The sequence below is a fragment of the Cellulomonas soli genome, assembly GCF_052036975.1.
Lineage (GTDB): Bacteria > Actinomycetota > Actinomycetes > Actinomycetales > Cellulomonadaceae > Cellulomonas > Cellulomonas soli_A.
Genome location: NZ_JBQIAR010000006.1, coordinates 115,109 through 135,422, shown reverse-complemented (window position 1 = coordinate 135,422; position 20,314 = coordinate 115,109). Strand labels below are relative to the sequence as shown.

Genomic DNA, 20,314 nt, shown 5'->3' with positions numbered 1-20,314 from the left:
CGGCCGCTGCCGGGGTCACGCCAGCGGGAGCGGCGTGCCCCCGGCAGCACCCCGCTGCGCCCGCAGGCCCGCCAGGCAGGCGTCGACGACCTGCGGCAGCGGTGCGGCGCCGTCGACCCGCAGGCCGGGCTCGTCGGGCGCCAGGTGCTCGAGCGTGGCCAGCTGGGAGTCCAGCAGGCTCACCGGCATGAAGTGCTCCGTCCGGGCGGCCATGCGGGTGCGCAGCACCTGCGCCGGCACGTCGACCTCGAGGAACAGCACCTCACCCGTCGCCCCGCGCAGCACGTCGCGGTACGCGCGGCGCAGGGCCGAGCACGCGACGACCGACCCGGTCGCCACCTGCTCGCTCATCCAGTCGCGGACCGCGACCAGCCACGGCGCACGGTCCTCGTCGGTGAGCGGCACACCCGAGGCCATCAGCGCCCGGTTGCGCTCGCCGTGGAACTCGTCGCCCTCGCCGAACGGCAGCGACAGGCGTTCGGCGAGCAGCCCGGCGACCGTCGACTTGCCCGAGCCGGACACACCCATGACGACCACGTGCACGCCGGGGGCCGGCGTCGTGTCCTGCCTGCTCACTGCGCTGCCTCCCGGCGATGCGTCGGACCGAGACCCCATCATCGCGTCAGTCAGGTGTGACCTCGGTGACCTGCCCGTCCTCGACGTGCCACCGACGGGTCAGGCGCACGGTGTCGAGCATGCGGCGGTCGTGGGTGACCAGCAGGACCGTACCGTCGAAGGCCTCGAGCGCCTGCTCGAGCTGCTCGATCGCCGGCAGGTCGAGGTGGTTGGTCGGCTCGTCGAGCACCAGCAGGTTCACCCCGCGGGCCTGCAGCAGCGCGAGGGCCGCGCGGGTGCGCTCGCCGGGGGAGAGCGAGGCGGCCGGACGCGGGATGTGGTGCCCGCCCAGCCCGAACTTGGCCAGCAGCGTGCGCACGTCCGCGGTCGTCCACTCGGGGACCTCGCGCGAGAACGCGGTCACCAGCGGGTCGTCGCCCTCGAACGCCGCGCGTGCCTGGTCGACCTCGCCGACGAGCACCCCCGAGCCCTGGTCGACGCGACCCTCGGTGGGGGTCAGCCGGCCGAGCAGCAGGCCGAGCAGCGTCGTCTTGCCCGCACCGTTGGGGCCGGTGATCGCCACGCGGTCGCGCCAGTCGAGCTGCACGTCGACCGGACCGAGCACGAAGTCCCCGCGCTGCACGCTCGCGTGCCGGGCAGCCGCCACGACCGCGCCCGAGCGGGGCGCCGCCGCGATGCTCATCTGCAGCTGCCACTCCTTGCGTGGCTCGGCCACCACGTCCAGCCGCTCGATCATCCGCTGCGTCTGGCGGGCCTTCGCGGCCTGCTTCTCGGAGGCGTCGGAGCGGAACTTGCGGCCGATCTTGTCGTTGTCGGCGGACTTGCGGCGGGCGTTCTTGACACCCTTGGCCATCCAGGCGCGCTGCATGCGTGCGCGTCCCTCGAGAGCGTCACGCCGGGCCGAGTAGTCCTCGTAGGCCTCGCGGGCCTGGCGGCGGGCCGTGGAGCGTTCGTCGAGGTAGGCGTCGTACGACCCGCCGTAGACGGCGACGCGCTGCAGGCTGCGGTCGATCTCGACCACCGAGGTGACGGTGCGCGAGAGGAACTCCCGGTCGTGGCTGACCACGACCACCGGCGCGGTCGAGCGGTGCACGAAGTCCTCGAGCAGGTCCAGACCCTCCAGGTCGAGGTCGTTGGTCGGCTCGTCCAGCAGGTACAGGTCGTAGCGCGACAGCAGCAGCGCCGCGAGCCCCACCCGGGCGGCCTGCCCGCCGGACAGTGCCGTCATCGGCAGGTCGGGGGAGACGTCGAGGCCCAGGTCGGCCAGCACCGAGCCCATCCGGGCGTCCAGGTCACCGCCGCCCAGTCCCATCCACCGCTCGAGCGCCTCGGCGAACTCGTCGTCCGCACCCGGCTCCCCGGTCGCCAGCCGCTCGGCGGCCGCATCCATCGCCACCTGCGCCGGCCCGACCCCCGTGCGCCGCTCCAGGTGCGCGTGCACCGACTCGTCCGCGCGCCGCTCGATCTCCTGCGCGAGGTACCCGAGCTGAGCGTGCTGCGGCGACACGGACACCGTCCCGGCGTCGGGCGCGCGGTGCCCGCCGAGGATGCGCAGCAGCGTCGACTTGCCCGCCCCGTTCGGCCCGACGAGCCCGACGACGTCCCCGGGTGCGACCACCAGGTCCACGCCCGCGAACAGCTCTCGGTCGCCGAACCCGGCACCCACACCCTTGGCCTGCACGGTCGCGCTCATGGGACCCATTGTCCGGGACCCGACGGACGCCCCGGACGGGTGCATGCCGACGAGCGCCCCGCTCAGCCCTCGGACTTCTCGCGCAGCTGCACCCGGCGGATCTTGCCCGAGATCGTCGTCGGCATGGCCTCGACGAACTCGACCTTGCGCGGGTACTTGTAGGGAGCGGTGCGGGCCTTGACGAACGTCTGGATGTCCTTGGCCAGCTCGTCGGACGGCTCGTAGCCGGCCGTGAGGACGACGGTCGCCTTCACGACGACGCCGCGCACGGGGTCGGGGGCGCCCGTGACCGCGCACTCGCGCACGGCCGGGTGCGCCATGACGACGGACTCGACCTCGAACGGGCCGACCCGGTAGCCGGAGGTCTTGATCATGTCGTCGGTGCGACCGACGTACCAGAGGTAGCCGTCGGCGTCACGGCGGGCCAGGTCGTGCGTGTGGTAGTAGCCGTCGTGCCAGACCGAGGCCGTGGTGGCGGGGTCGTCGGCGTAGCCGGTGAACAGGCCGATCGGGCGGGTGCCCTCGGGGATCCGCAGGCAGATCTCGCCGTCCTCGTCGACGCCCGCCTCGGTGCCGTCCTCGCGCAGGAGCACGACGTCGTAGGCGGGGGAGGGCAGGCCCATCGAGCCGGCCTTCGTCGCCTGCCACCAGTTCGTGACGACGGCGAGGGTCATCTCCGTCTGGCCGTAGCCCTCCTTGAGCTCGATCCCCGTCTGGTCGCGGAACGTCTCGTAGACCACCGGGTTCATCGCCTCGCCGGCGATCGTGCAGTGCTGCAGCGCCGACAGGTCGTAGCCGGACAGGTCCTGCTGGATGAGGAACCGGTACACGGTGGGTGCGGCGCAGAACGTGGTGACGCGCGCGTCCTGCAGGTGCGTGAGCAGGCGGTCGGGGTCGAACCGGTCGAAGTCGTAGACGTCGACGCAGGTCTCCAGGAACCACTGGCCGTAGAGCTTGCCCCACACGGACTTGGCCCAGCCGGTCTCCGAGAGGGTCAGGTGCAGGCCCTCGGGGTCGACCTTGTGCCAGTACTTGGCCGTGGCGATGTGCGCGACCGGGTAGGAGTGGTCGTGCAGCACCATCTTGGGCTGCGCGGTGGTGCCCGACGTGAAGTAGAGGAGCAGCGGGTCCGCCGCCACGGGCAGGTCCTCGCCCGTGGGCTTCACGAACGGGGGCGCCGTCGCGACGCCGGCGTCGAAGTCGTCCCAGCCCTCGCGGGTGCCGCGCACGCCGATGCGGGTCAGCGGGCGGCCCAGCTCGGCCTGCGCGCCGTCGACCTGCTCGGCGACGCCCCCCTCGAGGGTGCACACGACCGTCGAGATGCGCGCCTCGGTCAGGCGGAACACCAGGTCGTACGTCTTGAGCTGGTCGGTGGCCGGCACGGCGATCGCACCGATCTTGTGCAGGCCGAGGATCGCCCACCAGAACTGCGCGTGCCGCTTGAGCACCAGCAGCACGCGGTCGCCCTTGCGGACGCCGATCTGCAGGAAGTACGCGGCCGCCTGGTCGCTCAGCCGGGAGATCTCGGCGAACGTGAAGGTGCGCTCCTCGCCGTGGTCGTTGCACCAGCGCAACGCGCGACGATCCGGGGTCTCACGGCCGAGCCGGTCGACCACGTCGTACGCGAAGTTGAACGACGGTGGGCACGTGAACGAGAACGAGCGGGGTGCGCCGTCCTCGTCCAGCTCTTCGACGAGGTACTCGGTGTGCAGACCCAGCATGGCTGCCCGCTCCTTCGGATCGACGGCGGCCGGCACGGGCGGTCGGCCCGCACGATCGTAGGAGCCGCACGGGCCGACGACCTGGGACTCCTCACCCTGCGGACAGGCAGCGCCGCCCGACCCTGCGGTGGTGGGCGCCCGCCCTCAGATGAACAGCAGCTGGGCGCCGGCGGTCTTCTCGATGAAGTCGGACGCGCTGATGATCGCCTCCACGTCGTCGTACAGGTCGTCCTTGGTCAGGTGGTTCATGTCGGCGGACATGCGGCACGCCCACAGGTGGCCACCGGAGGCGACGATCTGCTCGAGGAACTCCGGGACGGTCGGCACGTCGATCTCCGCGATCGACTTGCGCATCCGGTTCGTGGCCATGGCCGTCATGCCGGGCAGCCCTCCCAGTCCTTGTGGCATGTGGGTGGCGGTGTTGCCCAGCATCGTGAACTTCAGGTCGCCCATCGTCTTCTTGGTGATGATGTCGAAACCCCAGAACGTGAAGAACAGGTGGGTCTGCACGCCCTCGCCCAGGGCGGCGTTCGCCAGGATCAGGCCCGGGTAGGCCATGTCGAGGTTGCCCTTGGAGCAGATGATCGCGAGCGTGCGCCCGGCCGAGGCCTCGTCGACGGCGTCGAACTGGGGGACGATCGCCGGTGCCTCGGGGTGCGTGGTCGTGTCGTTGACGGTCATGACGGTCTCCTGATCGCTCGGGCCGGTCGCGTCTCAGACGCAGCCGTGCGGCTTGGGCAGGCCGGCGACGTAGGCCATCTTCTTGGCCGGCTTGCCGGGGAAGAGCGCGAACAGCTCCTTGACGGGGATGGCCCCCACGGTCGACACGCGGCGCAGCGTGGCGGTCTCGCCCTGCTCGGCGAAGTCGGCGCGCAGGAACCGCAGGGCCTTCCAGTGGGCGTCGGTGAGCGTCAGGCCGATCTGCGCGGCCAGGACCGCGGCGAGCTCCTCGTCCCACTCGGCGGGGTCCGTGAGGAACCCTTCGGCGTCGACGTGGATCCGGTGGCCGTCGAGCGTGGTCTCGGGCATGGCGGTCCTTCTCTCGTGTGCTCGGTACCGGGTCGGTGGGTGGTTCCCTCAGGCCGCGTCGGCCAGCAGGGTCGTGTCCTTCCCGCGCATCGACATGTGGGCAGGGAGGGGGATCGGGCGACCGGGCAGCAGCGCGTTCCAGTAGAGCCAGCGGAACGCGAGCTTGCCCAGGTGGTTGGCGCGGGTCTCGGTCAGCAGGCGCAGCGGCCCGACCCAGGGCAGGGGGTAGGTGCCGGGCAGCGGCTGGGTGTCGTAGTCGAAGTCGATGAGCAGCCCCTTGCCGTGGCCGGTCTCGATGAAGCAGTTCGCGTGCCCGTCGAAGGAGTCGACGGGGTCGTGCCCGTCGGCCAGCAACGCGAAGTTGCGCACGAACGTCTCGACCGCGAAGTGCGCGACCGACCCGGCCTTGGACGTGGGCAGGTCGGCCGCGTCGCCCACGGCGAACACGTTCGGGTGGGCGCGCGAGCGCAGCGTGTGGCGGTCGACGCCCACGTACCCGAGCTCGTTGCCGAGCCCCGAGCGGGTGATCACGTCGGCGCCCATGTTGAGCGGCACGGTGACGAGCAGGTCGAAGGGGACCTGCCGTTCGTCGTAGGAGACCAGTGCCTTGGCCTGGTCGTCGACGTGCTCCACCAGGAAGTCGGTCTCGACCTGGATGCCCCGCTCGACGAGCATCGAGCCGAGCCGTTCCGAGGCGATGGGCTGGGTGAACGCACCCGACAGCGGGGTCGCGAGCACGAGCTCGGTACGCCCGCGCAGACCCCGTGCGCGCAGCCAGGCGTCGGCCAGGAACACGAACTCCAGCGGTGCGACCGGGCACTTGATCGGGGTCTCCGTCACGTGCACCACGAGCCGGCCGCCGGTGAACCCGTGCAGCCCGGCGTGCAGGGCCGTGGCGCCCTCGACCGTGTAGAAGTCGAAGATGCTGCGCCGCCACTCCTCGCCGAGCATGCCGGGCGTCTGGTCGGGTCGCGGGCTGGTGCCGGTGGTGATGACGAGCTGGTCGTATGCCAGCACGCGCCCGTCGGTGAGCGTCACGGTGCTGGCCGGGGCGTCGATCTGCTCGACACCGGCGAGCACCAGGTCGATGCCGTCGGCGAGCAGCGTGTGCCGTGACCGGCGCACCTGCTCGGGCCGGTACGTGCCGAAAGGCAGGAACAGGAAGCCCGGCTGGTACAGGTGCACGTCGTCCTTGTCGACGATCGTGATCTGCCAGTCGCGTGCGTCCAGGGCGCGGCGCATCCTGTTCGCGATCATGGTCCCTGCGGTGCCGGCACCGAGGACGAGCAGACGTCTGGACATGACCCCACACCACGCCTTCGTCGATGTGACCCTTCGTCTGCTTCCGACGCTAGGACGGCGCCGACGAACGGCCAGTGACGAAGGTCCCGGTTACCCTCCGGGGTATCCTGGGTGCAGGACGAGCGCGCAGGCAGCATGCCCCGCGACGACGAGCGGAGGAGTCGCCATGCAGCTGGACCCGGCCGAGATGACCGCAGTGGTCAACCGCCTCAAGCGCGCCCAGGGTCAGCTGGCCGGCGTGCTGCGGATGCTCGAGGAGGGCCGCGAGTGCGAGGACGTGGTCACGCAGCTGTCGGCCGTCAGCCGCGCGCTCGACAAAGCAGGCTTCGCGATCATCGCCACCGGCATGCGCCAGTGCCTCACCGGTCCTGAGGGCGAGCAGCAGCTCGACGTCGCCCGCCTCGAGAAGCTGTTCCTCTCCCTGGCCTGACACCACACCTGGATCGGCCCCGGGCCCGCTCCTCGTCAGGTGCCGGCGAGCGGCACGGTGACGACCGCGTCGGCCCCCACCTGCCGTGCCAGCCGCTGCGCCTGCGCGCGCACCTGGTCGGCCGTCCCCACCAGGCTCCCGCGACCCACGTGCGGGGCCACGCCGGAGAGCGCGTCGAGCATCTCGAACCGGGTCCTCGTCGCGGCGGCGACCCGGGGGTCCGCGACCACGATCACCTCGACGGCCAGCTCGACGCGCACCTGCGCGCGGGGGCGACCCACCGCCGCCAGCTCCTCGTGCAGCAGGCTCACGGCCCCGCGCAGCGCGGCGATATCAGGCCACGCGGCACTGAACTCGAGACGGACCACATCGGCGCGCGCCGCAGCCAGTGCGACGGCGACGGCCGAGGACGGCCGGAAGACGACAGGGGCGGGTGCCGGCACCGGACGGGTGCGGTCGAGCACGAGCGAGGACATGGCAGGGATGCTCCAGCGGGGCGGCTGCCGTCGGGGGCAGCGGGGTCGGTCGGGCCGGTGAGGCGGTCAGCAGGACCGCGGACACGGGCGACACGACGTCGCCGAGCACCCCGCGACGGGGGTGCCGGTCAGTGCGCGCACCACCACCACGAACGGTGTGCGGGCGGCAGGCATGGGCAGATCGTCGTCGCCGTGGCCTGCGCGAACAACCCCTGACCGCATGTCGGACGACGTCGAGCGTGTCGGACCGGGCGCGTCGCGCGCGTCGTCGGCGCGTCCGCCCGATATGTCTGTATCGTCACCGCCGGTCGGCCCGACCCCGCCCCCGCACGGTCGGGCCGACCCCTGCACCCACCCATCAGCCACAGCCCGTGCCGACGCGTGACGCGTGCGCGACGACGTGTGAGGACACCATGCCGCCCAAGGCCAAGAGCGCCCTGATCTGGGTCATCGTCATCTTCCTGGTCTACGCCGTCATCACCAGCCCCGAACGGGCCGCGGACGTGGTGCGCGCGCTGTGGGAGATGATCTCGGCCGCCTTCGCCGGGTTCGGCCGGTTCTTCGACAGTCTGACCTCCTGACGTGAGCGGGGCGACGGGCGCCTCGGTCGACGCCGTCGAGCGGCACCGGGGCCTGCGTCGGTACGTGCTCGCGGACGAGAACGTGGTGCTCGCCGTGCGGCGGCACTGGGCGCGGCTCGCCGAACCGGCGATCACGGCCGTCGTCGCGCTCGCGGTCGGCGCCGTGCTGGCCGAGCGCGCCCAGGCGGCGGTCGGCGACGTCGGCCTGGTCGTGCTCTGGCTCGGGCTGCTGCCCACCGTCCGGCTCGTGTGGCGGCTGCTGGAGTGGCGGGTCGAGTGGTTCGTGGCGACCGACCGCCGGATGCTGCTGCTGACCGGGCTGCTCACGCACCGGGTCGCCATGATGCCCCTGCACAAGGTCACCGACATGAGCTACTCGAGGTCGCTGGTCGGGCAGGTGCTCGGGTACGGGGAGTTCGTGCTCGAGTCGGCCGGTCAGGACCAGGCCATGCGGCGCATCGGGTGGGTCGCGCGCCCGGACGAGACGTACCGGCGGCTGTGCGCCACGATCTTCGCGCCGGGCCAGGGGCGGCCCCCCGGCCTGCCGGGCTTCGGTGCGGCGCCTGCACCCGCTCCCGCAGCCGCACAGGCCGCATCGGGCGCTGACCTGCGGGAGGGCGTGTCGGTGGCGCATGGTGAGGTGTCCTCCGTGCCCGATTCGTCCGCCCCCGTCCCGCTGCCACCCTCGTTCCTGCCGGAGGTCGGCGACACGCAACCGCTGCGCCTGCGTGCGCCCCGATCTCCCGAGCCGGATGGCGTCGACGAGGGTGGGCCGGCGTGGCACGTCGACGGTCCGCGCACGCCTTTCGTCGCGGTGGGGGAGTCCGGTCGAGGGTCCTCGACGGGCGTCCGGGCGCACGGGGCGCGCCCGCAGGACGACGGGACGGACCTCGACGGGCAGGTGACGTCCCGATGATGGGTGGGCACCACGCGCTGTCGGGTGCGGCGGCGTGGGTGGCGGTGACCTCCACGGCGAGCTTCGCGTTCGGGTGGCACCCCGTCCCGCCCGCCGGCGTCATCGCCGGGGCGCTCGTGTGCGCCGGCGCTGCGCTGCTGCCGGATGCCGACCACGGCAGCGCGACGATCGCCCAGTCGTTGCCGCCGGTCTCCGACCTGGTGTGCGCCGCGGTCGAGAAGGTCTCGGGCGGCCACCGGCGTGGGACGCACTCGATCCTGGGCGTGGGTGTGGCGACCGCTCTGGCGGCGCTGCTCGGCCAGGTGACGGTGCCCAGCTCGTACGGCCGGCTGGCGCTCGGGGCGGCCATCCTCGCCCTGCTCCTGGTGGCGTTCGCGGCGCGCGTGTGGCGGCTCACGGGTGACGGTGTGGTCGGCCCGTGGCTGGTGGCGGGTTCGGCGGCGTTCTTCGTGCTCGTCGCGGCGCCGGACCGCACGGACTGGCTCCCCCTGGCCGTCGGCCTGGGTGCGTCCGTGCACGTGCTGGGCGACCTGCTGACCACGCGGGGGGTGCCGCTCCTGTGGCCGTGGATGCCGAAGGCGCCGCGCTGGGTGCGCTCGGTGCCCGGTCTGCGCGAGGTGTGGCGTCCCAGCGGTCGGCTGGCTCTTCCGCTGCTGGGGGACGCCGGCTCGGTGCGGGAGTGGCTGCTGCTGGTGCCCGTCGGCGTGTACGCCGGGGTCGGCGTGGTGGACGCGCTGGTGCGGGGCGTCGGGCTGGACCGTGCGGCGGTCGAGGCGATCGTCGCCCGGTTCGGCGAGATGCCGGGGGCTTAGCGGCTGGTCTGCCGTCGGCGGCGCAGCACCTCGCGGACCGGTGGCACGGTGGTGCCGGACGCGAGTAGCACGGCGCGCGCACGCCGCCGGTTGCGCAGCACACCGCCGACGCCGATCACCCAGGGGACCAGCAGCACGCTGAACGCCAGCCGGTAGGCGTCCAACGAGTACGTGGTGGCCCCGGGCGGTGAGGCGGTCTGCAGGACCAGTCCGACGGCGAGCACCCCGGCGATCGTCGAGATGAACCCGCCGGAGTTCACGAAGCCCGTCGCGGTGCCCTGCAGCCGGGCCGGCGCGGTCGAGCGGGCGAAGTCCATGCCGACGAGCGAGACGGGGCCGCCGACACCGATCACCACGACGAACAGCGCGAGCTGCCACATCGGGCGGGGGGTGTCGTGCAGCAGCAGGGACACCCAGGCGAGCAGGGTCGCGGTGCTGCTGGCCAGCACGATCCAGCTGCGGCGCAGGGGGTGCCGTGAGGTGAGGTGGCCGATGATCGGGCCGGAGGTCATGGCGGTGAGCGTCAGGATCGTCAGCAGCAGGCTCGCCTCGGCGCGTGTGCGCTGCTGCGCGGTGACGAAGAACGGCACGCCCCACAGCAAGGAGACGACGTTCGCGCTGAACGGGCTGACGAAGTGGCTCCAGAACCCGAGCTTGGTCGCCGCCGGTCGCACCGACTCGCGCACGGCGGGCCAGAACGGGTCGTGGGGTGTGCCGGTCGAGCCCGGGCCGGTGGGCTGCGCGGTCGGCGGCCGGTCGCGGATCTTCCAGGCGGAGGCCCCGGCGGCGAGCAGCCCGACCCCGGCGAGGGTGCCGAAGGTGGCGGTCCAGCCGTACCCGTGCAGCAACCAGGCGACGGGGATGGCCGAGGCGATCTGCCCCGCCTGGCCGACGAGCCCGGTGGTCTGCACGAGCACCGGGACGCGGCGGGGCGGGAACCAGGCCGCGACCAGGCGGCAGACGCTGATGAAGATGGCCGCGTCGCCCCCGCCGATGAGCACCCGCGCGACCAGGGCGGCGGGCACGTCGGTGGCCAGGGCGAGCACGAGCTGCCCGACGGCCATCACGGTCGAACCGGTGACGATCATGGCGCGGACGCCGAACCGGTCAAGGAGGCGACCGGCGGGGATCTGCATGGCTGCGTAGACGGTGAGCTGGGTGACGGAGAACATTGCCAGCCCGGTGGCGCCGAGCGAGAACCGGTCGATCGCCTCGACGCCGGCGACGCCGAGCGCGGTGCGGTGCACGACGGCGATGAAGTAGGCGAGGACCGCGGCACTCAGGGCGATCGTCGCGGCGCGCGTCGAGGGCAGGCGCTCGCCGTGCATCGTCCGTGCTCCGTCCGTGCGGTGGGTGTCGGCCCGTGCGGTCGACCGGGGTGCCGGCGAGGTGGCTGCCCGCGTCCGACGACTGCTCCAGCGTAGGTGGTGGTGCCGGGCGCCCCTGAGGCGCCAAAGTCCCGACCGACCGCACGCATGTGACCCAGGTCACATCAACTGTTCACCTGTCCGACACACGGGCCTCGTAGCGTCGATGCGGAACGTCCCATTCCTCCGGTTCCTCCGGATGTCGGGACCCGTCGCCGCCGCCATCGCAGCCGGTGCGCACCCGCCGCCAGTCCCACCGTGCGAGCGCCCCGCCCCCTCTCCAGTACGGGAGCTGCGATGACCCTCACCGATGTCGACCGACTGCTCACCACCCCCCGCCGCACCGACGACCCCCGTGCGGGCGCCCGCACCGGCGACTCCGCGGCCGAGTCCCCCTCGCTCATGCTGCTGGTGCTCCTGGCCAGCGCCGGCGTGCTCGCCTACGCCGCGTTCCTGCTCGACCCCTCGCACCGCGGCGACCTCGTGCCGTACCTGATGGTGATGGCCGCCGAGACCGTGCTGGTCGTCCAGGCGCTGCTGTCCATGTGGACGATCCTGTCCGCCGGCCACAACCCGCGCGGGTTCGCGTTCCACCACGCGCAGGACCGCCTGTTCGACGCCCCCGAGATCCTGCGCGAGGGAGCCGGTGACGACCCACGCCGCTGGCGGCCCTACCTGCACGACCGTCCGGTCGACGTCGACGTGTTCGTGACGACCTACGGCGAGGACCCCGAGGTGGTCCGCCGCACCCTCGTGGCCGCCCGCGACATCGACGGCGCCCACCTGACCTGGGTGCTCGACGACGGCCGCTCCGACGCGATCCGCGACCTGGCCGCCGAGCTGGGTGTGCGGTACGTGCGCCGCCGCTCCTCGGGCGGGGCCAAGGCCGGCAACATCAACCACGCGCTGTCCCTCACCCACGGCGACTTCTTCGTCATCCTCGACGCGGACTTCGTGGCCGACCGGGCGTTCCTGCGCGAGACGCTGCCGTTCTTCGCCTCGCCGGACGTCGCGTTCGTGCAGACACCGCAGGTGTACGGCAACCTCGACACCCTGATCTCCCGGGGTGCCGGGTACATGCAGACGGTGTTCTACCGGTACATCCAGCCCGGGCGGAACCGCTTCAACGCCGCGTTCTGCGTCGGCACGAACGTCGTCTTCCGGCGCACCGCGATCGACGACGTCGGCGGCATGTACACCGACTCCAAGTCCGAGGACGTGTGGACCTCGCTGCTGCTGCACGAACGCGGGTGGCGGTCGGTGTTCATCCCCATGCCTCTGGCCATCGGTGACACCCCCGAGACGATCGAGGCGTACACCAAGCAGCAGCAGCGGTGGGCGACCGGTGGGTTCGAGATCCTGCTGACCCACAACCCGCTCGCGCCGCGCCGCACCCTGACCCTCGACCAGCGGCTGCAGTACACCGTGACCGCGACGCACTACCTGACCGGCATCACGCCGCTGCTCCTGCTCCTCGTGCCACCGATGCAGATCTACCTGGGGCTCTCGCCGATGGCGATCGACACCTCGACCGGCACGTGGGTCCTCTACTACGCGGGGTTCTACGTGCTGCAGATCGCGCTGGCGTTCTACACGCTGGGCACGTTCCGCTGGGAGACTCTCATGCTGTCGACCGTCTCGTTCCCGATCTACACCCGGGCCCTGGTCGACGCCCTGCTGCGCCGCGAGAAGGGCTGGCACGTCACCGGGCGCCAGGGCGCGGCGGTGTCCCCGTTCGCGTTCATCGCACCGCAGATCCTGTTCTTCGTGTTCCTCTCGCTGACCTCGCTCGTGGGGCTCTGGCGCGACCTGGGGGTCGGCACCCTCAGCCTGGCGTTGGCCTGGAACACCACGAACGCGGCGATCCTCGGGGCGTTCGTCGTCACCGCCGCCCGCGAGAGCCGGCAGGCGCGGGCCGCAGCACGTCGAGGCCGACGGGTGGCGACGGTGCCACCCGTCCGGGTGGCGATCACCGCCGCGCCCGGACGCCGTCGTGAGCTCACCACCGCCCGCGGCGGTGCAGCGTGACCGCCGCCGCGGTGCTGCGGCTCCTGACGGGCCTGCTGGCCGTGCTGCTGGCGGTGGCGGCGCTGACCGTGCACCTGGACCGCAGCCAGGCCCAGGTGGCCAGCCGCGAGGCGTCCATCAAGACCCTGACCTACGACGTCGGCACCTCGTACGCCGGGCTCGTCGTCGAGCAGCCCGTGGCCGTCGGTGACCACGTCGCCGCCGGGGACCCGCTGGTCGTGATCGACAGCGCGGCACTGCGTCAGGACGTCGCGCACGGCCTCGTCGACCCCGACACCTCGGCGGCGACCATCGACGCCAGCGGGCTGCTGACCGTCACGGCCACCGGCGACGGGATCGTCGCCGACCTGCGCAGCACCACGGGCACGTTCGTGCAGGCCGGCACGGTGCTGGCCACCGTGGAGCGGACCGGCACCCTGTACGTCTCCGCGCAGTACGAGCTGACGCCCGAGCAGTACGCCCGGCTCGAGGACTCCGCCGAGGTCGCCCTCGCCCTGCCGGACGGCACCCGGCTGACGGGCACCGTCGGCGACGTGAGCGTGCAGTCGACCGGCGGTGCGGCCCAGGCGGTCGCCACGGTCACGAGCGCCGGTCTGGTGCGGGGTGCGGCCGACGGCCTCGTCGCCCCCGGCACCCCGGTGACGGCCACGCTGCACCTGCGCCGTGACGGTGTCGTGAGCACCATGGCGGACCGACTCACCGTCGCGGTGGACTCGCTCCTGGACCGGTGGCCGGGGTGAACCGGGCGCCCCTCGTGGCCGCGGTCGCCACGGTGCTGGTCGCCGGCGGTCTGGTGGCGGCGCTGCGGCCGCCCTGGGCCGGTGCCGACGCACCCGGTGCGGACCTCGGGGGTACCGGTGGTTCGACCGCCGCGCTCACCGGGGACCCGCCCGACGCGAGGCCACCGGTCCTCGACGCCGCCGCGCTCGTCGACGCCGTCGAGCACGGGTCACCCGGTGACCTCGGGCCGATGCGGCTGGCCGACGGAATGGTGCCACCGACCAACCGGTGGTTCAGCGGCCTCGTGTTCGGGCCCGCGCCGCAGCCCGTGTTCGCGCTGCCCGGATCGTTCGCGCTCACCGACGCCGGCTGGTCGCTCGGGCTGCCCGTGCCGGTGGTCTCCGACGCAGCGGTCGTCGGCCCGCACGTGCCGGCCGTCACGCTCGACGTGGGCGCCGCCACCTCCCGCGTGGTCGCCTACGACACCGCGTCGGTGACCCTCGAACCGCTCGACGCGTCGGGGGAGCCGCTGGGCCGGCTCGTGCTGGCCGAGGGCTCACCGTTCGTGGCGTTCACCGCCGCCGGCGACCTCACGCTGCGCTCCGACGTGGCGTTCGCCGGCACCGGCACCGCCGACGACCCCGCCACCGCGCACGTCGCCGGGCGGACGTGGGCGCTGGTGGCCACCGGGCCGGCCGGGGCGGTGAGCGGGCAGCAGGTCGCGCTCGCGGCCGGCCAGAGCGCCACCGTGTACCCGTTGCCGGACGACGCCGACCAGCGGGCGCTGGACCGGTTGGCGCAGGCCGCGGCCGACCCGGTGACCGCGACGGCCCTGACCTACGGGGTCAGCGAGCTCGGGGTCGCCGACGGGGTCGCGCGCACCACGCTGCGCTACACCACGGCGCGCGGGACCCCGACCGTCGTGGCCGCGATGCCCCACCACGTCGCGGGCGGCGTGGGCGGCACCGGTCAGGCGTCGGAGTGCGACCTGGGGACCTACCCCAGCGTGTACGGCACCCTCACGCTGTGCCCCGGCACGGACCTCGTCACGCGCGTGCCGGCACTGACGCCCACCGCCGCGCCCGACATCGCGCAGGTCGACGGGCCCACGCGGGCGGCGCTCGCGGACCAGCTGCGCGCGGACGTGGCCACCACGTCCGCGTACCCGTCGGACACCTACTTCGGTGGCAAGGCGCTGTACCGCTCGGCGATGCTGGTGACCCTTGGCCGCGCGCTCGGCGAGGACGAGGCCGTGGCCGCGCTGTCGGAGCGCGTGGTGGGGGCTCTGCGCGAGTGGACCGAGCCGGACGGCTGCCGGACCCGCGCGGCGCGCTGCTTCCTGTACGACGAGACCGCCCGCGGTGTGGTCGGGCTGACGCCGTCGTTCGGGTCCGAGGAGTTCAACGACCACCACTTCCACTACGGCTACCTGCTCGGGGCGGCGGGCCTGATGGCGGCCGACGACCCGGACCTGGCCGCCGACCTGGCGCCCGTGATGGACCTGCTCGCGCTCGACATCGCCGCGGGGGAGCCGTCCGCCTGGTTCCCCGCGCTGCGCGTGCTCGACGTGTACCGCGGGCACTCCTGGGCGTCGGGCACCTCGCCGTTCGCCGACGGCAACAACCAGGAGTCGACGGCCGAGGCGATCTCGGCGTGGAACGGGCTGGGGCTGTGGGCGCGGGCCTCCGGCCAGGACGACCTGGCCACGCAGGCGGCGTGGATGCTGTCGACGGAGGCGTTCAGCGCCCGGGCGTACTGGACCGAGCCGGACCTGGGCTGGTTGGTGGACGAGGGGTTCGGCCACCGCATCCTGGCGATGTCGTGGGGTGCCAAGCGCGACTACGCGACGTGGTTCAGCGCGCAGCCGTCGGCCATGCTCGGCATCCAGCTGCTGCCCATGCCGGCCGTGGACGGGCTGTTCGCGGCGGACGCCGAGCAGGTCAGGTCGGCCGTCGCCGAGGCCGCGCCGGCGGGGTTCGACGTGCAGTTCGGCGACTACCTGGTGATGTACCTGGCGCTGGTCGACCCGCACGCTGCCGCGACGGCTGCCGCGGACCTGCCCGACACGGCGATCGACGACGCCGACTCGCGGACGTACCTGCTGGCCTGGCTCGCCGCGCCACCGGCCCGTGCTAGGTGACGGTCTCACGCTCCGGGCAGCGGGCGCTCGACCTTCGGGGGCGCCTTTACCCCTGCTGACCTGCGCAGATGTGCGTGCCGGGCGACTGGTGTCCGCGGAGCGGGACCTTCGGCTGGGTCGAGCGGGGCCCACCCCCGTAGCCTGCGTGCTGGTCGGGCCCGTCGCCCGGCGCGGGAACGGGCGTGAGCCCGGCATGAGGAGGCGGCGACGTGGCAGACCCCCGAGGGTTCCTGACGACCCGGCAGCGCGAGCTGCCCGCGGACCGGCCCGTCGACGTCCGGATCATGGACTGGCGCGAGGTGCACGCCCACCGTGCCGGCCACCCCGACGACGTCGCGATGGTCACCCGTCAGGCCGGGCGCTGCATGGACTGCGGCATCCCGTTCTGCCACAACGGCTGCCCCCTGGGCAACGTGATGCCCGAGTGGAACGACCTGGTCTGGCGCGGGCAGTGGGCCGATGCGATCGAGCGCCTGCACATGACCAACAACTTCCCGGAGTTCACCGGCCGCCTGTGCCCGGCGCCCTGCGAGACCGCGTGCGTGCTCGGCATCAACGAGCCGCCGGTCACCATCAAGAACGTCGAGGTCACGATCATCGACGAGGCGTTCGACCGCGGGCTCGTGCAGCCGCAGGTGCCGCAGTGGATGACCGGCAAGACCGTCGCGGTGATCGGCTCCGGCCCGGCCGGCCTGGCCGCTGCCCAGCAGCTGACGCGCTGCGGTCACACGGTGGCCGTGTACGAGCGTGCCGACCGCCCCGGTGGACTGCTGCGCTACGGCATCCCCGAGTTCAAGATGGAGAAGCGGCACGTGGACCGCCGTCTGGCGCTCATGGAGGCCGAGGGCACCCGGTTCCACAACGGCGTCGCGGTCGGCACCGACATCACGGGTCAGCAGCTGCGTGAGCGGTACGACGCCGTGGTCGTCGCGGTCGGGTCGACCACACCGCGCGACCTGCCCGTCACGGGTCGCGAGCACGGCGGGGTGCTGCAGGCCATGCAGTACCTGGTGCCGGCCAACCGGGTGGCGCGCGGCGAGGTCGTCGAGGACCAGGTCGTGGCCACCGACAAGGACGTCGTGGTGATCGGCGGCGGTGACACCGGCGCTGACTGCGTGGGCACGGCCATCCGGCAGGGTGCCCGCTCGGTGACGCAGCTGGAGATCATGCCGCGCCCGCCGCAGGAGCGTCCGTCCTCGCAGCCGTGGCCGACCTACCCGATGATCTACCGGGTCTCCAGCGCCCACCAGGAGGGCGGCGAGCGCGTCTACGCGGTCAGCACGCAGGAGATCCTCGCGGACGACGACGGCCAGGTGCGTGCGCTGCGGCTGGTCGAGGTCGAGCTGGTCGACGGGCGGTTCGCGCCGGTCGAGGGGTCCGAGCGGGAGATCCCGGCGCAGCTGGTGCTGCTGGCCATGGGCTTCACCGGGCCGGAGCGCGGCGCGCTGCTCGACCAGCTCGGGGTGACGCTCACCGAGCGCGGTGCCGTGGCGCGCGACGACACGTTCGCCACGGACGTGCCCGGGGTGTTCGTGGCCGGCGACGCCGGCCGTGGGCAGTCGCTGATCGTGTGGGCGATCGCCGAGGGCCGGGCTGCCGCGGCCGCGGTCGACACCTACCTGTCGGGTCGCACCGAGCTGCCCACGCCCATCCGCGCCAGCACGGCTTCGCTGCGGGCCTGACCGGTCCCTTCGTCCCTGGTGCCGAGGGCCTCGGCGCGCTGGGCTGGCGGCATGATCGAGTTGCCCGAGGCTGTCACGTACGCCGCGGGCCTGCAGGCTGCCCTGACGGGTCGCACCGTCGTCGAGGCGCAGGCAGGCCGTTCACCGCACGGGTTCGCGTTCTACTCCGGTGATCCGGGCTCGTACCGGTCCCGGTTGCGCGGCAGGGTCCTGGGTGGTGCGTCGGCGGCCGGCGGGTTGGTGCTGATCGACGTCGGCGGGGGTGAGCACCTGCTGCTGGGCGACGGGGCGTACCCCCGGCTGCACGCACCGGGTGCGCGCGTGCCGGACAGGCACCAGCTGCGCCTCGACCTGGACGACGGGTCGGCGCTGACGGTCGGTGTGCAGATGTACGGCGGGCTGCACCTGGTCGACGTGAGCGACCCCGACCCGTACCTGGAGGCGGCCCTGCGGTGCCCGTCGCCGCTGACGGAGCGGTTCGACCAGGAGTGGGTCGCCGGGCTGTGGGCGCAGGACGGTGTCGAGCGCGGTTCCGTCAAGGCGTTCCTGGCGACGCAGCAGCGGATCCCCGGGCTGGGCAACGGCGTGCTGCAGGACATCTGCTGGCAGGCGCGGGTGCATCCGCGGCGTGCGGTGGCCACGCTCGACGCGGCGGCGCGGACGGCCCTGATGGACGCGGTGCGCTCGACCTTGGCGGCGATGGTTGCCGGGGGTGGGCGCGACACCGAGCGCACCTTGCAGGGGGAGCCGGGTGGGTACCGGACGGTGCTCAGCCGCCGGACGCTGGAGGTGCCGTGCCCGCGGTGCGGCGGACGGGTGGGCAAGTCGACGTACCTGGGTGGCGCGGTCTACGCGTGCGGCGGGTGCCAGGAGTGAGCCGGGGGTCGGGCTGACGGACGGGGGTGGCCGACGGGTGGCCGAGATGGACTAGAGCAATTACTCTAGAACCCATGACCGGCACCCGACGCGACGGCGTCCCCGCAACCCGCACCCGCCGACGCGAGGAGATCCTCGACGCCGCACTCGCCCTGTTCGACGAACGCGGCATCGGTCCGGTGTCCACCAACCACGTCGCCGAACGGGCCGGCATCAGCGCCGGGAACCTCTACTACTGGTTCTCCGGCAAGCCCGCGATCCTGCGCGCGCTCGTCGAGCGGTGGCAGGCCGAGTCGACCTTCCCTGCCGCACTCGCCGAGGGCGACCCTGACGCGGTACTGCGTGCCCTCGCCTCGGTGCTCAGCGGGCAGGGGCAGCTCACGGACCGGTACGGCCCGCTCGCACGCGAGCTCGTCCCGCTGCTGCGCTCCGACGCCGAGCTCGCCGAGGTCTACTGCGCGAGCTACCAGACGCGCGTCGAGGCCCTCACGCACGCGGTCGACGTGCTGGTCGAGGCCGGTCTGCTCCGCGCACCCAGCCCGCCGTTGCACGCACGCGACGTCGTGCTGGGCGGTTGGATCCTGGCCGAGCTGGGGCCGGGCTACCTGGAGACCGTCGGACCGGCCGACCGGGTGCCCGACGTGCTCCTCGCGCCGTTGCTCGCGCAGCTGACCGACCGCGGACGCACGGTGCTGGGGGTGCAGGCATGAGCGGCCGGCAGCCGGACGAGGACCGTCCGCGCGGGCTCACGCGCCGCACGCTCCTGCGCCGCGGCGCCCTCGGGCTCGGCGGGCTCGTCGCGGTGGCGACCGTCGGCACGGGCGTCCGCGGCGCGCTCAACGGGGCGTTCCAGGTCGGCGTCGGCGCACCCTACGACCTGTGGTCGACGTGGGCGGACGTCGACGACCTCGGGCGGCACCTGGTCGCGGCCGGGGTGCTCGCCGCGAACCCGCACAACACCCAGCCGTGGACGTTCGCCGTCGCGGACGGCACCGGTGACCGGCGGACGATCGACGTGCACGAGGACCCGACGCGCACGATGCCCGTCAACGACGCCTCGGGCCGCGAGCATCTGGCCGGGATCGGCTGCGCCGTGACGAACATGGTCGTCGCCGCCGCCGCCCGGGGAGCCGGCACGACCGTCGCCTACCTGCCCGACGGCCCGCACGGACCCGCCGCGCGCGTCACCGTGGGGGAGCGCGCGGCCGACGAGCAGGACGTGGCGCTCGCGCGGGTGCTCGCCGACCGGCACACCTCGCGTGGCGCGTTCACCGACGAGCCGGTCGAGGCCGACGTGCTGGCCGAGCTGGCCACGCAGGCCGCACGAGACGGCGTGCGGGTCCAGTGGGTGGTCGACCCGGACGAGCGCGCCGCGCTCGGTGCGCTCGTGGTCGACGCCACCGTGGCGGTCGTCGCCGACGAGGCGATGTCGGTCGAGGCGTTCTCGTGGTTCCGCTCCACCCGGTCGCAGGTCGACAGCCACCGCGACGGCCTCACGCTCGACTGCCAGGGCCTGGACCGGGTGACCTCGTTCGCCGCCGCGGTGCTGCCCGCCTCGTCGCGGCGGCAGGGCGACGAGTTCTGGGTCAAGCGCACCCGCGACGTGCACACGGCGACAGCGGCGGCCTACGCGGTGCTCGTCGTCGACGACGTCACGGACACGGCCGCGCAGGTGGCCGGGGGAGTCGCGCTGCAACGTCTGCTGCTCGCCTGCACCGCCGCCGGCCTGGCGGCGCAGCCGATGAACCAGGTCACCGAGTACCTCGACGCCGTGGCGCTGGGGATGGCGGGCGACGCGCGTACGGCCGCCGACCTGGCGCAGCGGTGGGAACGGATCGTGCCCGACGGGGCCCGGCGAGGGCTGCTGCTGGTGCGCGTGGGCCACCCCGAGCGGGCCGGTGGGCGCAGCCCGCGTCGCCCGCTCGCCGACGTGCTCGTCTGACCCGTCGCCCACCACCCGGACCG

19 protein-coding genes are annotated in these 20,314 nt (G+C 73.3%); 11 read left to right on the top strand and 8 right to left on the bottom strand.

Features of this window, described 5'->3' with window-relative positions; all coding sequences use genetic code 11:
- Window positions 1–15 precede the first annotated feature (15 nt).
- From ACTHAM_RS08545 to sqr, 6 genes are all read right to left on the bottom strand, one after another.
- Window positions 16–576, bottom strand: coding sequence for a gluconokinase (locus ACTHAM_RS08545; protein ID WP_440686361.1), 561 nt, complete (start codon window positions 574–576; stop codon window positions 16–18).
- Window positions 577–622: 46 nt separating this feature from the next.
- Entirely contained in the window at window positions 623–2,269 is a 1,647-nt protein-coding gene (locus ACTHAM_RS08540) for an ABC-F family ATP-binding cassette domain-containing protein (protein WP_440686359.1), read from the bottom strand.
- A gap of 62 nt (window positions 2,270–2,331) precedes the next feature.
- Complete coding sequence (locus tag ACTHAM_RS08535; protein ID WP_440686357.1) at window positions 2,332–3,990, bottom strand: AMP-binding protein; 1,659 nt, start codon at window positions 3,988–3,990, stop codon at window positions 2,332–2,334.
- A gap of 144 nt (window positions 3,991–4,134) precedes the next feature.
- Window positions 4,135–4,671: a DsrE/DsrF/DrsH-like family protein gene (locus tag ACTHAM_RS08530; protein ID WP_440686355.1), complete on the bottom strand. Its 537-nt coding sequence runs from the start codon at window positions 4,669–4,671 to the stop codon at window positions 4,135–4,137.
- A 33-nt stretch (window positions 4,672–4,704) separates the two neighbouring features.
- Window positions 4,705–5,019 (bottom strand): TusE/DsrC/DsvC family sulfur relay protein, encoded by a 315-nt coding sequence (locus ACTHAM_RS08525; RefSeq protein WP_440686353.1) that lies wholly within the window; start codon window positions 5,017–5,019, stop codon window positions 4,705–4,707.
- 48 nt (window positions 5,020–5,067) lie between these two features.
- A complete protein-coding gene (sqr, locus tag ACTHAM_RS08520) occupies window positions 5,068–6,321 on the bottom strand; it encodes a type III sulfide quinone reductase, selenoprotein subtype (protein ID WP_440686351.1) in 1,254 nt (417 codons plus the stop codon).
- Window positions 6,322–6,487: 166 nt separating this feature from the next.
- Between sqr and ACTHAM_RS08515 the strand changes: the two genes are divergently transcribed.
- A complete protein-coding gene (locus tag ACTHAM_RS08515; protein WP_440686349.1) occupies window positions 6,488–6,751 on the top strand; it encodes a metal-sensitive transcriptional regulator in 264 nt (87 codons plus the stop codon).
- Between the two features lie 35 nt (window positions 6,752–6,786).
- On the opposite strand, the gene ACTHAM_RS08510 is transcribed toward ACTHAM_RS08515, so the two are convergent.
- Window positions 6,787–7,227: a hypothetical protein gene (locus ACTHAM_RS08510; RefSeq protein ID WP_440686347.1), complete on the bottom strand. Its 441-nt coding sequence runs from the start codon at window positions 7,225–7,227 to the stop codon at window positions 6,787–6,789.
- Between the two features lie 413 nt (window positions 7,228–7,640).
- Between ACTHAM_RS08510 and ACTHAM_RS08505 the strand changes: the two genes are divergently transcribed.
- The 3 genes from ACTHAM_RS08505 to ACTHAM_RS08495 are packed head-to-tail and all read left to right on the top strand — an operon-like array spanning window position 7,641 to window position 9,536.
- A complete protein-coding gene (locus ACTHAM_RS08505) occupies window positions 7,641–7,808 on the top strand; it encodes a hypothetical protein (RefSeq protein ID WP_440686345.1) in 168 nt (55 codons plus the stop codon).
- A 1-nt stretch (window position 7,809) separates the two neighbouring features.
- Window positions 7,810–8,724, top strand: a complete 915-nt coding sequence (locus ACTHAM_RS08500) for a PH domain-containing protein (protein ID WP_440686343.1) — start codon at window positions 7,810–7,812, stop codon at window positions 8,722–8,724.
- Window positions 8,724–9,536 (top strand): metal-dependent hydrolase, encoded by an 813-nt coding sequence (locus ACTHAM_RS08495; RefSeq protein ID WP_440686341.1) that lies wholly within the window; start codon window positions 8,724–8,726, stop codon window positions 9,534–9,536. The genes ACTHAM_RS08500 and ACTHAM_RS08495 overlap by 1 nt, the downstream gene beginning before the upstream one ends.
- Here the strand turns inward: ACTHAM_RS08495 and ACTHAM_RS08490 are convergent.
- Window positions 9,533–10,864, bottom strand: coding sequence for an MFS transporter (locus ACTHAM_RS08490; RefSeq protein ID WP_440686339.1), 1,332 nt, complete (start codon window positions 10,862–10,864; stop codon window positions 9,533–9,535). The two genes, ACTHAM_RS08495 and ACTHAM_RS08490, sit on opposite strands and share 4 nt — an antisense overlap.
- A gap of 336 nt (window positions 10,865–11,200) precedes the next feature.
- On the opposite strand from ACTHAM_RS08490, the gene ACTHAM_RS08485 reads away from it, so the two are divergent.
- The 7 genes from ACTHAM_RS08485 to ACTHAM_RS08455 all read left to right on the top strand — a co-directional run bounded on the left by ACTHAM_RS08485 (window position 11,201) and on the right by ACTHAM_RS08455 (window position 20,291).
- The gene (locus ACTHAM_RS08485; protein WP_440686337.1) at window positions 11,201–12,931 is read left to right on the top strand and encodes a glycosyltransferase family 2 protein; all 1,731 of its coding nucleotides are present in this window, start codon (window positions 11,201–11,203) and stop codon (window positions 12,929–12,931) included.
- The gene (locus ACTHAM_RS08480; protein ID WP_440686335.1) at window positions 12,928–13,671 is read left to right on the top strand and encodes an HlyD family efflux transporter periplasmic adaptor subunit; all 744 of its coding nucleotides are present in this window, start codon (window positions 12,928–12,930) and stop codon (window positions 13,669–13,671) included. Before ACTHAM_RS08485 ends, ACTHAM_RS08480 begins: the two co-directional genes overlap by 4 nt.
- Window positions 13,668–15,791: a glycosyl hydrolase gene (locus ACTHAM_RS08475; RefSeq protein ID WP_440686333.1), complete on the top strand. Its 2,124-nt coding sequence runs from the start codon at window positions 13,668–13,670 to the stop codon at window positions 15,789–15,791. Before ACTHAM_RS08480 ends, ACTHAM_RS08475 begins: the two co-directional genes overlap by 4 nt.
- Before the next feature lie 209 nt (window positions 15,792–16,000).
- Window positions 16,001–17,473, top strand: a complete 1,473-nt coding sequence (locus ACTHAM_RS08470) for a glutamate synthase subunit beta (protein WP_440686331.1) — start codon at window positions 16,001–16,003, stop codon at window positions 17,471–17,473.
- Window positions 17,474–17,524: 51 nt separating this feature from the next.
- On the top strand, window positions 17,525–18,349 hold the full coding sequence (locus tag ACTHAM_RS08465) for a DNA-formamidopyrimidine glycosylase family protein (RefSeq protein ID WP_440686329.1): 825 nt from the start codon (window positions 17,525–17,527) through the stop codon (window positions 18,347–18,349).
- 74 nt (window positions 18,350–18,423) lie between these two features.
- The gene (locus ACTHAM_RS08460) at window positions 18,424–19,059 is read left to right on the top strand and encodes a TetR/AcrR family transcriptional regulator (RefSeq protein WP_440686327.1); all 636 of its coding nucleotides are present in this window, start codon (window positions 18,424–18,426) and stop codon (window positions 19,057–19,059) included.
- Entirely contained in the window at window positions 19,056–20,291 is a 1,236-nt protein-coding gene (locus ACTHAM_RS08455) for an Acg family FMN-binding oxidoreductase (RefSeq protein ID WP_440686325.1), read from the top strand. The genes ACTHAM_RS08460 and ACTHAM_RS08455 overlap by 4 nt, the downstream gene beginning before the upstream one ends.
- The last annotated feature ends 23 nt before the right edge of the window (window positions 20,292–20,314 follow it).